The following is a 17,772-nucleotide window of genomic DNA, read 5'->3' as shown; positions in this document are numbered from 1 at the left end:
GCTTGCCTGCGAAAGCGCCTTACCCAACACCCCATCACCCACAGGCTTAAATCCGAAATCCCTGGTAACTCTCTGTCCATTCCTGCTGAGCCGCCAATGCTGTTTTCAGCCGCCCAATCTGCTCCCGAACCCGTTCCGGCGCCGTCCCCCCCCACCCACTGCGCGCCGCAATCGCCGCTTCCAGGGTCAGGCAGTCGCGCACCTCAGGCAGCAACCGTGCATCCACCTCCGCCAACATCGCCGGCGAGGCTTCCCACAACTCAATCTCATGCTTCTCACAGGCCTGCACCAAGGCGCCGGTAATCTCATGAGCTTCCTTGAATGGCACACCACGGGTCGCCAACCAATCCGCCACCTCAGTCGCCAAGGTAAAGCCCATCGGCGCCTGACGCCGCAGCTCTTCCACCTGCACCTTCATGGTCGCCACCATCCCGGCCATCGCCGGCAGCACCAGCAGCAGGGTGTCCACGCTGTCTAGCACGCTATGCTTGTCCTCACTCAAATCGCGGTTGTATGACAGCGGCAACGACTTGAGCGTGGACATCAACCCCGTCAGGTTGCCAATCAACCGCCCAGCCTTACCCCGCGCCAATTCGGCAATATCCGGGTTCTTCTTCTGCGGCATGATAGAGCTACCGGTGGCGTAGGCATCGTCCAACACCACCCAGCGAAACTGGCGTGAGGACCACAGGCAAAACTCTTCGGACAGACGCGAGATATTCACCCCGAGCATGCCCGCCACAAACAGGAACTCCGCCACATGGTCACGGCTGGCGACGGCGTCGATGGAGTTTTCGCACGGCCCGGCGTAGCCCATTTCCTTGGCTGAGTGCTCTGGCTGACGCGCAATCGCGGAACCTGCCATCGCGGCTGCACCCAACGGCGACAACGCCGTACGCGCATCCCAATCCACGAGGCGCTGAACATCCCGCAACATCGATTGGGCATGCGCCAGCAAGTGGTGGGCAAACACAATCGGTTGGGCTTGCTGCAAGTGTGTGAAACCTGGACAGATGCTCTCCACGTGTTGCTCCGCCTGCTCCACCAACGCCTGTTGCAGACCCAACACCTCGGTGGTGATGGTGCGTGCGTGGTCCCGCAGGAAAAGACGCAGATCATTGGCTGTCTGATCATTACGCGAACGCCCGGCGCGCAGCTTGCCGCCCAAGGCGCCGAGACGCTCGGTCAATACGCGTTCGATGAAGGTGTGCACGTCCTCATCATCCAGTGTCGGATGCAGGTGGCCGGCAGCGAAGTCCGCACCGATCTCGTCCAGGGCTTCCAGCGTGCGCAGGGCCTCCGATTCATCCAGCAAACCAGCGCGCTGCAACTCACGGGCATGGGCCCGAGAGCCGGCCAGGTCGTAGGGTGTCAGGCGAAAATAGCGCTCAGGGCAACGGGACAGCGCGGCCAATGCAGCAGACGGACCGGTCTTGAAACGAGCGCCCCAAAGGCGGTCGGTGGGCTGGGGCATGGGTATTCCTCACGCTTGTTTTTAGAAGAGTCGGAGGCAGTAAAAATAAGTTTTCAACTAGACTGAACCAGCGTCTGACGCGCCGTATTCAAGGTTGCCAAGGGCGGATGTTTATGTTCATTATCGCCGCCTGGCTATGTTCAAGGATTGGGTTGAAGCCTGTTGAATATGGCACTTGAGGTCAACGCGTATTATGGAAACCCCACTTTCCACTTCTGGAAACATACCGCCAAAACCCGGCACACGACCGCCCCTGCAACTGAGCGGGCTGGACTTTAAATTGCTGCGCGTGTTCATGGCCGTGGTCGAAGCAGGAGGCTTCAGCGCTGCGCAAAATGAGCTGAACGTGGGCCTGGCGGCCATCAGCAAACAAATCTCCGACCTGGAAATCCGTATCGGCATGCGCCTGTGCACAAGGGGTAGGGAAGGGTTTGGGCTGACCGAAGAAGGCAAGCTGGTGTATCAAGCTTCCATCGAGTTATTTACCTCGGTGGACAGTTTCCGCGACAAGCTTAGTTCGGCGCAAAACGAGCTTATTGGCGACCTTAGTGTCGGCGTTATTGATAACACTGTGTCCGACGTTAATTCCCCTCTGATTACCGCGCTGGGGAAATTACATAACGAATCGCCAAAGATTAGATTGCGCCTACATGCCTCGCAATTAGATGAAGTTGAACGTGGCGTGGTGGAAGGGCGGCTGATTGTCGGCGTCGTGCCGGTGTACCAACGCCGAGAGGAATTCGACTACTTCCCGCTGTACGAAGAAAAGGCCCACGCCTACTGCGCTGTAGGTCACCCACTCTTCAACGCGAGTGACGTCACGCCAGAAGTGTTGCGCCAGTACGAAGTGGTCAACCATCGCTATGCGATCCATCGCGACAAAGCCAACTTCGTCACCTACGACAGCCAGTCCGCCTCGGCGTCGCAAGTCGAGGCCGTCGCGATCCTTATCCTCACCGGTCGCTTCCTCGGTTTCCTGCCGGAGCACTACGCCACGCCCTTGGTAAGGGAAGGGCGCTTACGCGCACTGTGCCCGGAACAGGTTCACCTCAGCACCGCCTTCAACCTCATCCTGCGCCACAACGCCCCGCGCAGCCCAATGGTAAAAGCCTTCGCCACTGCGCTGGGCGTAGACCTCAAAGCCACGGCATAGACCTCCTGCCAAACACAGGTCTGGGGTTGGCGAAGATCAAATGTGGGAGCTGTCGAGCTTTAGCGAGGCTGCGAAGGAATCGACTCGGTTTCCCTGTCGAGCCCACAACCTCATATCTCCTCTCTACGGACCGTTATCGTTTTCAACGCGAATAGCCGATTTGTTAGCGAATGTCAGAACGCATTAGCGTTTTCCTGATCTCAGGAAGCAACAAGCAGCTATCAGGAGGGGGGAATTGGATGATTGACCCCTAGTACCCCATGCTAGTGCGCTAAGAATAGACATTCGTCGGATGGTTGCCATAGAGCTATGCAATAGAGCATCCTCGAACTATCATTCTTCCTGGTCTTTCCCTACCCAGAGAGGTGTTCTCTATGTCTTCTGGAACCATCTTTACTAACAATCGGACGCAAAATATCCGCATCCCTGCCGACATGCGTTTTCCTGCGGGAGTAAAAACTGTCGAGGTCCGTGCTGTAGGGAGAGAGCTGATCATTTCGCCCGTAGAAAACACTTGGGACAGCTTTTTTCTTGCCAGTGAATCGGTATCTGAGGATTTTATGGAGGAGCGTGCCGATCAAACTCAGCAAGAACGAGAGTCCTTTGATGATTAAGTACATGCTTGATACCAACATCGTGATCTACATCATCAAGCGTCGGCCGATCGAGATACTGGAGAAATTCAACGCCAACGTAGGGCGTATGGTGATCTCTTCAATCACCCTCGCAGAGCTGATGCATGGCGCAGAAAAGAGTCAGCTTGTAGAAAAAAACACGCGAGCCGTGGAAGACTTCTCTTCCCGGCTCGATGTCCTTAGCTACGACGACAAGGCGGCTTTTCACTACGGCTCGATCCGTTCAGACCTGGAGAAAAAGGGCACGCCTATTGGCGTCAATGACCTACACATTGCCGGGCACGCTAGAAGCTCAGGCTTGGTGTTGGTGACTAACAATGAAGGTGAGTTCAAGCGCGTAAATGGCTTGATTGTGGAAAACTGGATAGGCACCTAGCGAGTATCTGCCAACCCCACCCGCATCACCGCTGCAACCGAACCCGCTTCTTCTTCGCATGAAAATGCCGAAAATGCGCATCCTGCGCCGCCGCCAACAACTCCCGATCCCCACGCGTATCGCCCCAGGCCCGCAGCCGATACTCCCCCAGGTCCCCATACACCGCCTCAAGCCGCAGCACCTTGTTCTCACACCGGCAATTATTTCCAGTCAGCTTGCCGGTCAACACCCCGTCGACCACCTCAAGCTCAGTGCCGATCAACTTGATCCCCAGCCGATTCGCAAACGGCTGCAACACCAACGCTGGCGACGCCGAACACAGCGTCACCACGGCCCCGGACTTCACCTCATCCGCCACCGACTGCAAGCCAGTGGGACGCATCAGCTTGTTCCAATAACGCTGGCAATACACCTCAGCCTGCTGTTGAACCCAGGCTTTCTCTACCCCGGTCATAAAGGTGCGGATCAACTGCGCCTTCAACTCATCCCGGCTGATCTGCCGCACCAGAAAACGCAACCCAGGCACCGCCAGCTTCACCATCCGGCCATAGAACTCGCCAGGGCCAAAGGCAAACTTGAGGAACGGCACGAAACTGTCGTGGTGGGTCAGGGTGCCGTCGAAGTCAAAGACGGAAAGTACTTTGGCGTCAGCGGGGCCGGCTTCGAGCATGTCTGGGTTCACGGGTTGGCCTCGGTCCTATCTAATCATTCTGTTGAAGCATCAGCGGTGACAGCGGCCGTTTACTCCGGTATCAATCTTTTGATTTTCGAGTAAAGACCAGCGGTGAAAGCCTCCCTGTCAGTCGACCGATGACAACGCTGATGGCAATTGGGGCACAAGGCTACAGCATTGCTGGTGCGATCCGAACCCTTCTGGGCGAGGTGCTTGATGCCATGCGCTTCAATAAATGGTAAATCACCGTGTATAAAAAAGCCCTGAACGAGTCAGGGCTTATTCATGTTGCTTGGCTTGGGAATCAATCCCAGCTCAACGCGCCGCCAGTCTGGTACTCGATCACGCGGGTCTCGAAGAAGTTCTTCTCTTTCTTCAAGTCCATGATCTCGCTCATCCACGGGAACGGGTTAGTCGTCCCTGGGTACTCTTCCTTCAAGCCAATCTGCGACAGGCGACGGTTAGCGATGAACTTGAGGTAGTCCTCCATCATCGCCGCGTTCATGCCGAGTACGCCGCGCGGCATGGTGTCACGCGCGTATTCGATCTCCAGCTGAGTCCCTTGCAGGATCATCTGGGTCGCTTCTTCCTTCATCTCGGCATCCCACAGGTGTGGGTTTTCGATCTTGATCTGGTTGATCACGTCGATACCGAAGTTCAGGTGCATCGACTCGTCGCGCAGGATGTATTGGAACTGCTCGGCCACGCCGGTCATTTTGTTGCGACGGCCCATGGACAGGATCTGGGTGAAGCCGCAGTAGAAGAAGATGCCTTCCAGGACGCAGTAGTAGGCGACCAGGTTGCGCAGCAGTTCTTTGTCGGTCTCGACGGTGCCGGTTTCGAACTTCGGATCGGAGATCGAGCGGGTGTACTTCAGGCCCCACGCCGCTTTTTTAGCGACCGATGGGATCTCGTGGTACATGTTGAAGATCTCGCCTTCATCCATGGCCAACGATTCGATGCAGTACTGGTAGGCGTGGGTGTGGATCGCCTCTTCGAAAGCCTGGCGCAGGATGTACTGGCGGCACTCCGGGTTGGTGATCAGGCGGTACACGGCCAGCACCAGGTTGTTGGCGACCAGCGAATCGGCGGTGGAGAAGAAGCCCAAGTTGCGCATGACGATGCGGCGTTCGTCGTCGGTCAGGCCTTCGGGGTTTTTCCACAGGGCGATGTCGGCGGTCATGTTGACCTCTTGCGGCATCCAGTGGTTGGCGCAGCCATCGAGGTACTTCTGCCAGGCCCAGTCGTACTTGAACGGCACGAGTTGGTTGAGGTCGGCGCGGCAGTTGATCATGCGCTTTTCATCAACGGCGACGCGGGCGGAGGCGCCTTCCAGCTCGGCGAGGCCTTCGGCGATGTCGAGTTTGTCGAGGGCGGCCTTGGCGCGCACGATGGCGGCGGAGTCATTGGCGGTGACGGCGCGGGCTTCGACGGCAGCCGCAGCGCCGGCACCGTCGAGGCGGTCCATGTTGGCTTCGGTGGCGTGGCCGGCGTTGGCGCCTTTGGCAGCTACTTCGCCTTCTTCTTCTTTGTCGAATTCGTCCCAGCTCAGCATGACGTGTCGTCTCCTGCGTGAGGGCTCAAAGGTGCCCGTGTGAAACCGGATGGTTGGGTGTTCACACGGCCCTGAGGCCGCGGTGGATCTTAAGGAATCGTTTGTTGCAACAGCTCGCGCAGGCATTAAACGGAATTGGGTAACGGGTGGTCTGCTTGAGGCTGAGGGGCGGAGCGACAGGTGCATGCTCCAGCGGGGCCTCAGGTCTGGCTCTTCATCCCAGTGTAAAGGGATATTGCAGGCCCGATTTACCCGCGCATTATAGGGAAAAATTCGGGTTTGTGTTGCGGCGGATGGTCACGATGGCGCGCCAAAATGGCGTGGTTTTCGGTCAAGGGGCGGGTTTATAAGGCTTTGCTGGGGGTGGAAGTTTTTGACGGGCGGTGGGAGAGTTTTTGTAGGGCTGGTGGAGGTGGGGATGTGGAGGGTTATTTGAAGGTGTGTAAGGCTGAAATCGCCATCGCAGGCAAGCCAGCTCCCACATTGGATCGAGGGTGGGCTAGAGGTTGGTTCTTGGCCGCAAGAACGATTTCTTGCGGCGACCAAGATCCGGGTTTAAATCGAACTTGAGAAATTATTAGCCGTTGGAACAACCATTGCCCATCACCTGATACTTCAGAATATGCCGCTGACCTTGTGAGTCTTCATATTCCATTTGTACCGGTACAACTTGGCAAACTTCCGGAATTTCACTCATGGACAGTACTTTGGCGACGTCCAGATGGGTGCTGTAAGTGTATTCCTCAACAACGGGGATGTTCTTGCCCGCAAGCTCAGTCGGGGCCTCATCGGCCAGGGCGGCGGTGGCGCACAAGCTGCTGAGGGCCATAACTACTAAAGCTTTCATTTCTCTATTTACCTTATTTAGGTCGAGTGGGGTCACGGGGCCCTTGTGAGGCCGCGTGTGTAACTTAGGATTGGAAAGTTCGGATTAACGTTGCCTTCGTGGGGGCTGTTGCGTTGTTAATCACAGTGCCTTGTTGGCGGAAGTGATTTTAGGCTTGAGGGTTATATTCATATACCCGTGCTTTTGATAAACACTATTGGCGGTTTTTGTAACAATCCCGTGGTAAAGGTTTTTTCATGCACTGGCAAAGCCCCGCAGGCCGTGGGCCAGAGGGAGATACGGACAAAGCAGGGCAGTTTGTAGGGGCTTGTTACTACCATCGTCGAATGGTTCTATGGGGGCGCCCCGGCTACAACGGGGCCTACAAAAACAACTATTGTCACCGAGGTAAGAAAGATGAGTGCGGCTTCCCTGTACCCCGTTCGCCCCGAAGTAGCAGCCAACACGCTGACCGACGAGGCGACCTACAAGGCCATGTACCAGCAGTCGGTGGTCAACCCCGATGGCTTCTGGCGCGAACAAGCCAAGCGCCTTGACTGGGTCAAGCCTTTCACCGCGGTGAAGCAGACCTCTTTCGACGACCACCATGTCGACATCAAATGGTTTGCCGATGGCACCCTGAACGTTTCCTACAACTGCCTGGATCGTCACCTCGCCGAGCGTGGCGACCAAGCGGCCATCATCTGGGAAGGCGATGACCCTTCCGAAAGCCGCACCATCACCTACCGCGAGCTGCATGAAGAAGTCTGCAAGTTCGCCAACGCCCTGCGCGGCCAGGATGTGCATCGCGGCGACGTGGTGACTATCTATATGCCGATGATCCCCGAAGCCGTGGTCGCCATGCTGGCTTGTACCCGCATCGGTGCGATTCATTCCGTGGTGTTCGGCGGTTTCTCCCCTGAAGCCTTGGCCGGTCGCATCATCGACTGTAAGTCGAAGGTGGTGATTACTGCTGACGAAGGCATTCGCGCGGGTAAGAAGATTCCTCTGAAGGCCAATGTCGACGACGCCCTGACCAACCCGGAAACCAGCAGTATCCAGAAGGTCATTGTGTGCAAGCGCACCAATGGCGCGATCAAGTGGAACCAACATCGCGACATCTGGTACGAAGACCTGATGAAGGTAGCGGGCACCGTGTGTGCGCCGAAAGAGATGGGCGCCGAAGAAGCGTTGTTCATCCTCTACACCTCGGGTTCCACCGGTAAGCCGAAGGGTGTGCAGCACACCACGGGCGGCTATCTGCTCTACGCAGCACTGACCCACGAGCGCGTGTTCGACTACCGCCCGGGAGAAATCTACTGGTGCACCGCCGACGTCGGCTGGGTCACCGGCCACACTTATATTGTCTACGGCCCACTGGCCAACGGTGCGACTACCCTGTTGTTCGAAGGCGTGCCGAACTATCCGGACATTACCCGGGTGGCCAAGATCGTCGACAAGCACAAGGTCAATATCCTCTACACCGCGCCAACCGCGATCCGCGCCATGATGGCCTCCGGCACCGCCGCCTGCGAAGGGGCTGACGGCAGCAGCCTGCGCCTGCTCGGTTCGGTAGGTGAGCCGATCAACCCGGAAGCGTGGGACTGGTATTACAAGAACGTCGGCCAATCCCGTTGCCCGATCGTCGACACCTGGTGGCAAACCGAAACTGGCGCGACCCTGATGAGCCCGTTGCCGGGCGCTCACGCGCTCAAACCAGGTTCGGCGGCACGTCCGTTCTTCGGCGTGGTGCCGGCGTTGGTGGACAACCTGGGCAACATCATCGAGGGCGCCGCCGAAGGCAACCTGGTGATCCTTGATTCGTGGCCAGGTCAGGCGCGCACGTTGTACGGCGACCATGACCGTTTCGTCGATACCTACTTCAAGACCTTCCGTGGCATGTACTTCACTGGCGACGGCGCCCGTCGCGATGAAGATGGCTATTGGTGGATCACCGGGCGTGTGGACGACGTGTTGAACGTGTCCGGCCACCGTATGGGCACCGCCGAGATTGAAAGCGCCATGGTTGCACACCCGAAAGTCGCCGAAGCGGCGGTAGTGGGCGTGCCGCATGACATCAAGGGGCAGGGCATCTATGTGTATGTCACGCTGAAAAATGGCGAAGAGCCGAACGAAGCGCTGCGCCTGGAGCTGAAAAACTGGGTGCGTAAAGAAATCGGGCCGATTGCTTCGCCGGACGTGATCCAGTGGGCACCGGGCTTGCCGAAGACCCGTTCGGGGAAAATCATGCGGCGGATTCTGCGCAAGATTGCCACGGCTGAATATGACGGGTTGGGAGATATCTCCACCCTGGCAGATCCGGGCGTGGTGGCGCATTTGATCGAGACGCACAAGACCATGAACGCTGCGTAAGGCGGGATAGTCGGATAAAGCCCCACTTGGTGTAGGCCGGGTGGGGCTTTTTCGTGGGATCTCGAAACCAACGAATATCAAGTGTGGGAGCTGGCTTGCCTGCGATAGCGGCCTGCCAGCCAGCCCACCTTTGCCTGACACGCCCTCATCGCAGGCAAGCCAGCTCCCACAGGGTGATTGCATTTTGGCGTCTGAAAAAGCTGTGTAACCACGAAGCCAATAAATATCGGTTTCTCTCGTAGGACGTTTCTGGATGTTACCGAGCGGTACAAATGTGTAACCTGCCGCCCAAACCTGAGGCAATGTGCTACGCCATCGCCCCGAAAAAGCGCGTTTTAGACACCCCAACAAATAAGATTAAACGCTAGACTTGCCGTGCTAGAAGGGTTTGCGAATAATAGGCCCGCAATTTGCAGCATCAACAGGTTTAATATCTTTTGTCTCTGCATAAAAAACAGAGGCTGTCAATGTGCTGGAACCGCTTTCTCGGTGCTTCTGTAAATTGTTGTCGCATTGAGGAAATATCGGCTTCTGGCCTGTCGTTAGAATGCCGATCACTCGCTCGTCGTCTCCAGTGTGTAACTGGTGTAGGACGCAGCACCGCTATTCGGTTTCCCTTACGTCGCATCGTGGGCCATGGCTCATACTGCTGTTTTTTGCCCTATACCGATGGAGTCCCAAGATGAAGAAACTCGTGCTGTTGGGCGCCCTGGCGCTGTCCGTGCTGTCCATGCAGGCCTTCGCTGATGAGAAACCCCTGAAGATTGGTATCGAAGCGGCTTACCCTCCATTTGCCTCGAAGGCGCCGGATGGCAGCATCGTGGGTTTTGACTACGACATCGGCAACGCCCTTTGCGCAGAGATGAAGGTCAAGTGCGTATGGGTCGAGCAAGAGTTCGACGGCCTGATTCCTGCGCTCAAAGTGCGCAAGATCGATGCGATCCTGTCGTCCATGTCCATCACTGACGACCGCAAGAAGTCCGTGGACTTCACCAACCGCTACTACCTGAGCCCAGCGCAGCTGGTGATGAAGGAAGGCACCACCGTCAGCGACAGCCTGGATGAGTTGAAGGGTAAGAAAATTGGCGTGCAACGCGGTTCGATCCACGATCGCTTCGCTAAGGAAGTCCTGGCCCCTAAAGGCGCCACGGTTGTGCCTTACAGCTCGCAGAACGAAATCTACCTGGACGTGGAAGCCGGTCGCCTCGACGGCACCGTGGCTGACGCCACCCTGCTGCAAGACGGCTTCCTGAAAACCCCGGCCGGTAAAGGCTACGCGTTCGTGGGCCCACAGTTCACCGACGCCAAGTACTTCGGTGACGGTATCGGCATCGCCGTACGCAAAGGCGACAAGGCCGAACTGGACAAGATCAACGCGGCCATCGCGGCGATCCGTGCCAACGGCGAATACAAGAAAATCCAGGACAAGTACTTCGACTTCGATATTTACGGCGCTGACCCTAAGTAACTCGTCGCAGCTGTCTGTCCGCAATGGCGCAAGCAACAGAATTCCTGAGGTTTGCGCCATTTTTTCATCCCCCTTTTCGAGGACCTGAATCATGTTGAAAGGCTACGGGGCCGTTATCCTCGATGGCGCATGGTTGACGCTTCAGCTCGCCTTGTCGTCCATGGCCTTGGCCATTGTTCTGGGTCTGATCGGGGTCGCGTTGCGCCTGTCGCCGGTGCGCTGGTTGGCCTGGCTGGGCGATCTGTACTCCACGGTGATCCGCGGGATTCCCGACCTGGTGCTGATTTTGCTGATTTTCTACGGCGGCCAGGACTTGCTCAACCGCGTCGCGCCGCTGCTCGGCTACGACGACTATATCGACTTGAACCCCTTGGCAGCCGGTATCGGCACCCTGGGTTTCATCTTTGGCGCCTACCTCTCGGAAACTTTCCGTGGCGCTTTCATGGCGATTCCCAAGGGCCAGGCCGAAGCCGGCATGGCGTATGGCATGAGCCCGTTCCAGGTGTTCTTCAGGGTGATGGTGCCGCAGATGATTCGTCTGGCGATCCCCGGGTTCACCAACAACTGGCTGGTACTCACCAAGGCTACCGCGCTGATTTCGGTGGTGGGCCTGCAAGACATGATGTTCAAGGCCAAGCAGGCGGCAGACGCCACCCGCGAGCCTTTTACCTTCTTCCTCGCGGTGGCGGCGATGTACCTGGTGATCACCAGCGTGTCGTTGCTGGCCTTGCGTCATCTTGAGAAGCGCTACTCGGTAGGCGTAAGGGCGGCTGATCTATGATCTTCGACTACAACGTCATCTGGGATGCCATGCCGCTGTACCTCGGCGGTTTGGTCACCACCCTGAAACTGCTTGCCATCTCGCTGTTCTTCGGCCTGCTCGCCGCTTTGCCCCTGGGCTTGATGCGTGTGTCCAAGCAGCCGCTGGTCAACGGCGCGGCCTGGCTGTTCACCTATGTGATTCGCGGCACGCCAATGCTGGTGCAGTTGTTCTTGATCTACTACGGCTTGGCGCAATTCGACGCCGTGCGCGAAAGCTTCCTGTGGCCGCTGCTGTCCAGCGCCACGTTCTGTGCGTGCCTGGCGTTTGCGATCAACACTAGCGCCTACACCGCCGAAATCATCGCCGGCAGCCTCAAGGCCACGCCCAATGGCGAGATCGAAGCGGCCAAGGCCATGGGCATGTCGCGCTACAAGCTGTATCGCCGCATCCTGCTGCCGTCGGCCCTGCGTCGTGCGCTGCCGCAATACAGCAACGAAGTGATCATGATGCTGCAGACCACCAGCTTGGCCTCCATCGTCACCCTGATCGACATCACCGGTGCCGCGCGCACGGTGAACGCGCAGTTCTACCTGCCGTTCGAAGCCTATATCACGGCCGGTGCGTTCTACCTGTGTCTGACCTTCATCCTGGTGCGCCTGTTCAAGTTGGCCGAGCGCCGCTGGCTGAGCTACCTGGCTCCACGGAAGCATTGAGATGGAACGTATCGATCATCTGTTGCCCTGGGGCCACCTGGGCTGCGAGCGTCAGCTGAGCGTATTTCGTTTTGGCAAGGGCGAACGCAAGGCCTACATCCAGGCCAGCCTGCATGCCGATGAATTGCCCGGCATGCGCGCCGCCTGGGAACTGAAAAAGCGTCTTATCGAGCTTGAACAGCAAGGCGCCCTCAACGGCGTGATCGAGCTGGTACCGGTGGCCAACCCGATGGGCCTGGGTCAACTGCTGCAAGGCAGCCACCAGGGGCGATTCGAGGTGGGCAGCGGCAAGAATTTCAACCGCGATTTCGTCGAGTTGAGCGAGCCGGTTGCCGCGTTGCTCGAAGGCAAGCTGGGTGATGACGCCCACGTCAACGTGCGCATGATCCGCCAGGCCATGAGCGATTCGCTCAACGCATTGCCCGAACCGAGCAGCCAGTTGCAGGGCATGCAGCGCATCCTGCTGAGCCACGCCTGCACCGCCGACGTGGTGCTCGACCTGCATTGCGACGCAGAAGCCGCGTTGCACATGTACGCGCTGCCCCAGCACTGGCCGCAGTGGCGTTCGCTTGCGGCGCACCTGAATGTCAAAGTCGGCCTGTTGGCGGAAGACTCCGGCGGCAGTTCGTTCGATGAAGCCTGTTCGCTGCCGTGGCTGCGTCTGTCCCAAGCGTTCCCCGAAGCGCAGATTCCACTGGCTTGCCTGGCGACTACGCTGGAACTGGGGGGCCAGGCCGACACCGGGCGTGACGAGGCGATCTTCCACGCCGAAGGTATTCTCGCGTTCCTCGCCGAACAGGGTCTTATCAAGGGCGAATGGCCCGCGCCGCAATTCGAACCTTGTGAAGGCGTGCCTTTCGAGGGCACCGAGTTGTTGTTCGCGCCCCACGCCGGGGTGATCAGTTACCTGCGTAAAGCCGGTGACTGGATCGAAAAAGGCGAGCCGATTTTTGAAGTGATTGATCCTTTGACCGACCGCGTGAGCATTGTCTGCGCGGGCACGTCCGGGGTGTTGTTTGCCGTTGAACGGCTACGTTATGCCCAAGCGGGTTTCTGGCTGGCCAAGGTGGCGGGGCGCGAAGCGCTGCGTCACGGGCGCTTGCTCAACGACTGACCACCTGTTTTTGTGAGAACCGACCGCATGTACAAACTTGAAGTCCAAGACCTGCATAAACGCTATGGCAGTCATGAAGTGCTCAAAGGCGTGTCCCTGGCCGCGGCGGCCGGTGATGTGATCAGCATCATCGGTTCCAGTGGTTCGGGCAAAAGTACCTTTTTGCGCTGCATCAATCTGCTGGAGCAACCCCACGCCGGCAAGATTCTGCTCAACAACGAAGAGCTGAAGCTGGTGGTCAACAAGGACGGCGCCATGAAGGCCGCCGACCCGAAACAACTGCAACGCATGCGTTCGCGCCTGTCCATGGTGTTCCAGCATTTCAACCTGTGGTCGCACATGACCGCGATTGAAAACGTGATGGAAGCGCCGGTGCATGTGCTGGGCGTGTCGAAGAAAGAAGCCCGTGAAAAGGCCGAGCACTATTTGGCCAAGGTTGGCGTGGGCCATCGTAAGGATGCGTTCCCCGGCCACATGTCCGGTGGCGAGCAGCAACGTGTGGCCATTGCCCGTGCCTTGGCGATGGAACCGGAGGTGATGCTGTTCGACGAACCCACCTCGGCCCTCGACCCGGAGCTGGTCGGCGAAGTGCTCAAGGTGATGCAGGACCTGGCCCAGGAAGGCCGTACCATGGTGGTGGTGACCCACGAAATGGGCTTTGCCCGTGAAGTGTCGAACCAGCTTGTGTTTTTGCACAAAGGCATCGTCGAAGAGCGCGGCAACCCGCGTGAAGTGCTGGTGAACCCACAATCCGAACGTTTGCAGCAGTTCTTGTCCGGCAGTTTGAAATAATCAAGACTGCTTTTGTGCACTGAATTAGTGCATGCTTCGCAGTCTTGAGTTTAGCCTCGATCCCCTGTGGGAGCTGGCTTGCCTGCGATTGCGGTGTATCAGAAACAGATGTGCCCACTGACCCACCGCTATCGCAGGCAAGCCAGCTCCCACATTTGATCTCCAGTTGTTTTGAGATTTGTGTTTGTTTCCGGGCTAGCATTAGCCCTTGTCTTCATTACTGTTACTGGCTTCGGATAGCACTCCATGACCGCCCACAAAATTGGTTTCCTGATTTGGCCCAGCACAAAAGCCCTGACGCTTGCGCTGGCTGAGGAGGCCTTGCGCGTTGCCCAGCGGGTGCATCCGGATGTGGTCTACGAGTTGTCGTTCCTGCTCGCCGAGCCTGCCAGCGACGGTGCCTGGCAACTACCGGGCGAACCGTGGGCCGGCAAGCTTGAAGGTTTCCAGAAGCTGTTCCTGTTGGCGGATGAGCCGCCGACCGCCATCGCCTCGCAATTGAGTACCGCGCTTAAGCAACTCGTTCGTGCCGGATGCGTGATCGGTGGCTTGTCGGCCGGTGTCTACCCGCTGGCCCAGCTGGGTTTGCTCGACGGCTACCGCGCCGCGGTCCATTGGCGCTGGCAGGACGATTTCGCCGAGCGCTTCCCCAAGGTCATCGCCACCAGCCATTTGTTCGACTGGGACCGCGACCGCCTGACCGCCTGCGGTGGTATGTCGGTACTCGACCTGCTGCTGGCGGTGCTGGCCCGTGACCACGGCGCCGAGTTGGCCGGTGCCGTATCCGAAGAGCTGGTGGTGGAGCGCATCCGCGAAGGCGGTGAGCGTCAGCGCATTCCACTGCAAAACCGCCTGGGTTCCAGCCATCCAAAGCTGACCCAAGCGGTGTTGCTGATGGAAGCCAATATCGAAGAACCGCTGACCACCGACGAAATCGCCCAGCATGTGTGCGTGTCGCGACGACAACTGGAACGTATCTTCAAGCAATACCTCAACCGCGTTCCCAGTCAGTACTACTTGGAACTGCGCCTGAACAAGGCGCGCCAGATGCTCATGCAAACCAGCAAGTCGATCATCCAGATCGGCCTGTCGTGCGGCTTCTCCTCGGGGCCGCATTTCTCCAGCGCCTACCGCAATTTCTTCGGCGCCACCCCCCGTGAAGACCGCAACCAGCGGCGCAGCAGCAGCCCGTTCGAGCTGTCGTCTGTACCGTCCGAGCGCGGGTAACCGTTACTCCTCATCCATGGCGTCGTCCGATTCCGGGATCAATGGGGCACCGTTTTCGGCCACGGTAATTTCGTGGATCTGGAAATCGATCCCAGTCTGCCGGTAGTACTCTTGCAAGCGCCTCAGGCTTTTCGGCGACCAGGGGTTGCCTCTCAAATCCGAGTCGTTGTCGAACACCTGCAGCATTTCCATCAGCTGCGGCGGAATCTTCTTGATGGTGTTATGGCTCAGGTCGAGGTTCTGCAGCAGGGGGAGTTGGAACACCCCGGCGGGTACTTCGCTTATTTTCGTGTGCGGTAAATGCAGTGAATTCAACTGCTGCAGGTGGGTGACGTCCGGCGCGTTGTTCAGTGGGTTGTTACCCAGGTGCAGATACTCAAGGTCATGCAAGTCACCCAGTGCGCGGGCCGCGGCTGTTGTCAGGCTGATCTCGCAGTGGGACAGGTCCAGGGTGTCCAGATGGGGCATGTTGAAGATCGCAGGCGGCAACTCGCGGAGCGTGCAATGGTTGACGATCAAGGTCCGGAGGGCGCCGAAGCTGGTGAGAGTGCCATTCACATCGGTGATGGTGAATGCTCCTGCGATTTCGAGCGATGTCACATGTTCGAAACGTGCCCTCAGTACCGGCAGTGTGCCAATGATCGGCACGTTGAGCACTACGGCGTGAGAGAAACGGTCATCCAGGCTTTCTGCGTCTTCCGGGGTTTCGCGGCGCCACGCCTTTTCAAGCTGGTGCTTCAGGCGCAGGCGATTGAGCTCCTCTTCGACGCGGATAGCGTCCTCAAGCGCACCGCCAACCAATGGATGTTGTGCGGGAATATCGTCGACCCAGTGCTGCAGGTCGGCGACTAGTTGATGGTAGTCGGCCTCAAGTGCCGTCAGTGCGTTATCAATGCCGTCCAGGTCGCCGGGTAGTCCAAAAATCAATTGGTTCAGGTCTTTTTCCTGCATTTTTGGATAGAGCTGTTTGGCGCGGCCACGTTGCATGGCAGGTGTCTGGATATTAAAAAACACATCGGTACGCTGGCAGTAGGTTTTGACCTGCTCAAGGGCTTGGCGCGTCAGTGGGTTGGCAGACAGGTCGAATGCTTGGCTGATGTGGCCTGGCAGCGCGAAAAGCTCGGGAGGCAGTTGAGTGATGCTGTTCCCGGTGAGATCGATGCGGTCGCGTGGTGTTTCCGTCAACAGGCTGGGAGGCACGGCTGAAAGTCCGGTGTCCCGCAGGTACAGGGTAGTCAGCTGTGTCAGTTGACTGAAGTCCACTGTCTCGCCCAGAGGGTTGTTGCTCAGGCTCAAGTGCTTGAGTTGGGTCATGCGCTCCAGGTTCGCGCGGCTGGTTTGCGTCAGGTGGACTGAGCAGTTTTCCAGATCCAGGAATTCGAGTTTGGGGAGTGCACAAATCGCGGGTGGAATATCGCCCAGTCTCGCTCGATCAAGACTGATCGCTCTCAGTTCGGGAAAGCTGTCGAGGAAGCTATCGACGTTGATGGGGACGTCGTTGCCTCGGATCGTCAGCGAGGTAATGTGCGTGAACGAAGCGTCCAAAGTGGGCAGTTCGCCAGCCAGGTTGCCGGGAATGATCAGCGAGTGCCGTTGTCGGCTGCCGGTGCTCAACTCGCGTCGCCAGCTGTTTTCCAGTAACCGGCGCAGTGCGATTCGCCGTGCAACCTCTTGTGGTGCAGTGCCTGATGCCTGTTCCCACCGGGTGAGTTGCCCTTGCAGTGTTTCCAGCTCAGCAGCCCTGCGCGCCAATTCGATTTGGCCGTCTTCGAGTGTGCCTGGCAGGCTGTAGATCAATCGGTTGAGCTCTGTTTCTCCCAGGCTTGGATACAGGCTATGTGCATCGCGTGCATCAGAGGGCAATGCGTCGGCTCCGAAAGCGGTGCCATGGCGTTGATAGTAGCGCTTGACCTGTTCCAGCGTGGCTCGCGACAACGGGTTGTCACTCAAGAGGAAGGTGTCGGCCTTGTGTGGGGGCAACTCGAAAAAACCAAGCGGCAGCGTCTGGATCTGGTTGTCGTTGAGCAGCGCGACTTGCAGCTCAGGGCAGGTCAAAGCGCCGGTCGGCAACTGCTCGATGCCAGTGTTCGACAAGTCGAGGTGAATCAGGTCGGGCATGTTTTCGACACTGGGTGCCAAGCCCAGAGGGTTGTCATGCAGCTCCAGCGTTTGCAAGCTGCGTAGCGAGGCAATCCGCGTCTGGCTTTCCGGGGTCAGGCTGATGTGGCAACTGCTCAAACTCAGGGAGTTCAAGCGCGGCAGGGTAAAAATGCCGTCTGGCACGGTGCCGAGGTTGAAGCCTCTGACTGAGAGGTGACGCAGTTGTCGGAAACGTTGTATGAACGTGCTGGCGCCAGTGGTTTGGGGGTGTCCGCTCAGCGTCAGTAGCGACACATGGTTGAAGTTTGCTGTCAGGTCCGGTAACGCGCCGAGTATCGGGTACTCCAGTCGCAGGCTATGGCCATCGACGGAGGGGTCGTCGAAGTAGTCGTCGACTGCGGTTTCGCGTCGCCAGCAGCGTCGTAATTCTTTGGCGATCATGCGCCGATTCTGGTGCTCGTTGCTGCGCTCGAACGCAGATAAAGGCTGGCCCGTCTCTGGGTGGGTCACGATAACCTGGCGCTGCCAGG

Annotated in this window: 15 protein-coding genes and 1 pseudogene; 10 read left to right on the top strand and 6 right to left on the bottom strand. The window is 58.1% G+C overall.

Translation table 11 applies throughout. From position 1 onward, the window contains the following. Positions 1–46: 46 nt before the first annotated feature. Entirely contained in the window at positions 47–1,474 is a 1,428-nt protein-coding gene (argH, locus tag AC07V4_RS17385) for an argininosuccinate lyase (protein ID WP_492637794.1), read from the bottom strand. A 193-nt stretch (positions 1,475–1,667) separates the two neighbouring features. On the opposite strand from argH, the gene AC07V4_RS17380 reads away from it, so the two are divergent. The 3 genes from AC07V4_RS17380 (at position 1,668) to vapC (ending at position 3,638) form a co-directional block, all read left to right on the top strand. Next, positions 1,668–2,627 carry a LysR family transcriptional regulator gene (locus AC07V4_RS17380; RefSeq protein WP_492637793.1) on the top strand — a complete coding sequence of 320 codons (960 nt, stop codon included), beginning with the start codon at positions 1,668–1,670 and terminating at the stop codon, positions 2,625–2,627. A gap of 374 nt (positions 2,628–3,001) precedes the next feature. Beyond that, complete coding sequence (gene vapB, locus AC07V4_RS17375; protein WP_080589294.1) at positions 3,002–3,241, top strand: type II toxin-antitoxin system VapB family antitoxin; 240 nt, start codon at positions 3,002–3,004, stop codon at positions 3,239–3,241. Continuing rightward, positions 3,234–3,638: a type II toxin-antitoxin system tRNA(fMet)-specific endonuclease VapC gene (vapC, locus tag AC07V4_RS17370; RefSeq protein ID WP_492637946.1), complete on the top strand. Its 405-nt coding sequence runs from the start codon at positions 3,234–3,236 to the stop codon at positions 3,636–3,638. Before vapB ends, vapC begins: the two co-directional genes overlap by 8 nt. A gap of 25 nt (positions 3,639–3,663) precedes the next feature. Here the strand turns inward: vapC and AC07V4_RS17365 are convergent, their stop codons facing one another. From AC07V4_RS17365 to AC07V4_RS17350, 4 genes and pseudogenes are all read right to left on the bottom strand, one after another. Then, positions 3,664–4,308 carry an HAD-IB family hydrolase gene (locus tag AC07V4_RS17365; RefSeq protein ID WP_431751368.1) on the bottom strand — a complete coding sequence of 215 codons (645 nt, stop codon included), beginning with the start codon at positions 4,306–4,308 and terminating at the stop codon, positions 3,664–3,666. A 71-nt stretch (positions 4,309–4,379) separates the two neighbouring features. Further along, positions 4,380–4,553: pseudogene (locus tag AC07V4_RS17360) on the bottom strand (HNH endonuclease); the annotation flags it as partial. Positions 4,554–4,615: 62 nt separating this feature from the next. After that, positions 4,616–5,866 (bottom strand): ribonucleotide-diphosphate reductase subunit beta, encoded by a 1,251-nt coding sequence (locus AC07V4_RS17355; protein WP_492637792.1) that lies wholly within the window; start codon positions 5,864–5,866, stop codon positions 4,616–4,618. A gap of 577 nt (positions 5,867–6,443) precedes the next feature. Then, positions 6,444–6,713, bottom strand: coding sequence for a DUF2790 domain-containing protein (locus AC07V4_RS17350; RefSeq protein WP_431751366.1), 270 nt, complete (start codon positions 6,711–6,713; stop codon positions 6,444–6,446). Positions 6,714–7,109: 396 nt separating this feature from the next. Here AC07V4_RS17350 and acs point away from each other — a divergent pair, with 396 nt between their 5' ends. From acs to argR, 7 genes are all read left to right on the top strand, one after another. Continuing rightward, complete coding sequence (gene acs / locus AC07V4_RS17345) at positions 7,110–9,065, top strand: acetate--CoA ligase (protein ID WP_492637791.1); 1,956 nt, start codon at positions 7,110–7,112, stop codon at positions 9,063–9,065. A 682-nt stretch (positions 9,066–9,747) separates the two neighbouring features. After that, complete coding sequence (locus AC07V4_RS17340) at positions 9,748–10,533, top strand: ABC transporter substrate-binding protein (RefSeq protein WP_071483227.1); 786 nt, start codon at positions 9,748–9,750, stop codon at positions 10,531–10,533. 91 nt (positions 10,534–10,624) lie between these two features. Further along, positions 10,625–11,314: an ABC transporter permease gene (locus AC07V4_RS17335; RefSeq protein WP_492637790.1), complete on the top strand. Its 690-nt coding sequence runs from the start codon at positions 10,625–10,627 to the stop codon at positions 11,312–11,314. Further along, positions 11,311–12,009, top strand: a complete 699-nt coding sequence (locus AC07V4_RS17330; protein ID WP_431751898.1) for an ABC transporter permease — start codon at positions 11,311–11,313, stop codon at positions 12,007–12,009. Before AC07V4_RS17335 ends, AC07V4_RS17330 begins: the two co-directional genes overlap by 4 nt. Position 12,010: 1 nt before the next feature. After that, the gene (locus tag AC07V4_RS17325; protein ID WP_492637789.1) at positions 12,011–13,123 is read left to right on the top strand and encodes a succinylglutamate desuccinylase/aspartoacylase family protein; all 1,113 of its coding nucleotides are present in this window, start codon (positions 12,011–12,013) and stop codon (positions 13,121–13,123) included. 27 nt (positions 13,124–13,150) lie between these two features. Beyond that, positions 13,151–13,915: an ABC transporter ATP-binding protein gene (locus tag AC07V4_RS17320; protein WP_492637788.1), complete on the top strand. Its 765-nt coding sequence runs from the start codon at positions 13,151–13,153 to the stop codon at positions 13,913–13,915. A gap of 246 nt (positions 13,916–14,161) precedes the next feature. Then, complete coding sequence (argR, locus tag AC07V4_RS17315; RefSeq protein ID WP_431751896.1) at positions 14,162–15,142, top strand: transcriptional regulator ArgR; 981 nt, start codon at positions 14,162–14,164, stop codon at positions 15,140–15,142. Positions 15,143–15,145: 3 nt separating this feature from the next. On the opposite strand, the gene AC07V4_RS17310 is transcribed toward argR, so the two are convergent. Further along, positions 15,146–17,683 (bottom strand): leucine-rich repeat domain-containing protein, encoded by a 2,538-nt coding sequence (locus tag AC07V4_RS17310; RefSeq protein ID WP_492637787.1) that lies wholly within the window; start codon positions 17,681–17,683, stop codon positions 15,146–15,148. Positions 17,684–17,772 lie beyond the last annotated feature (89 nt).

It is taken from the genome of Pseudomonas sp. GW821-FHT03A09 (assembly GCF_059421065.1).
This window is presented reverse-complemented; position numbering and strand designations above follow the sequence as displayed.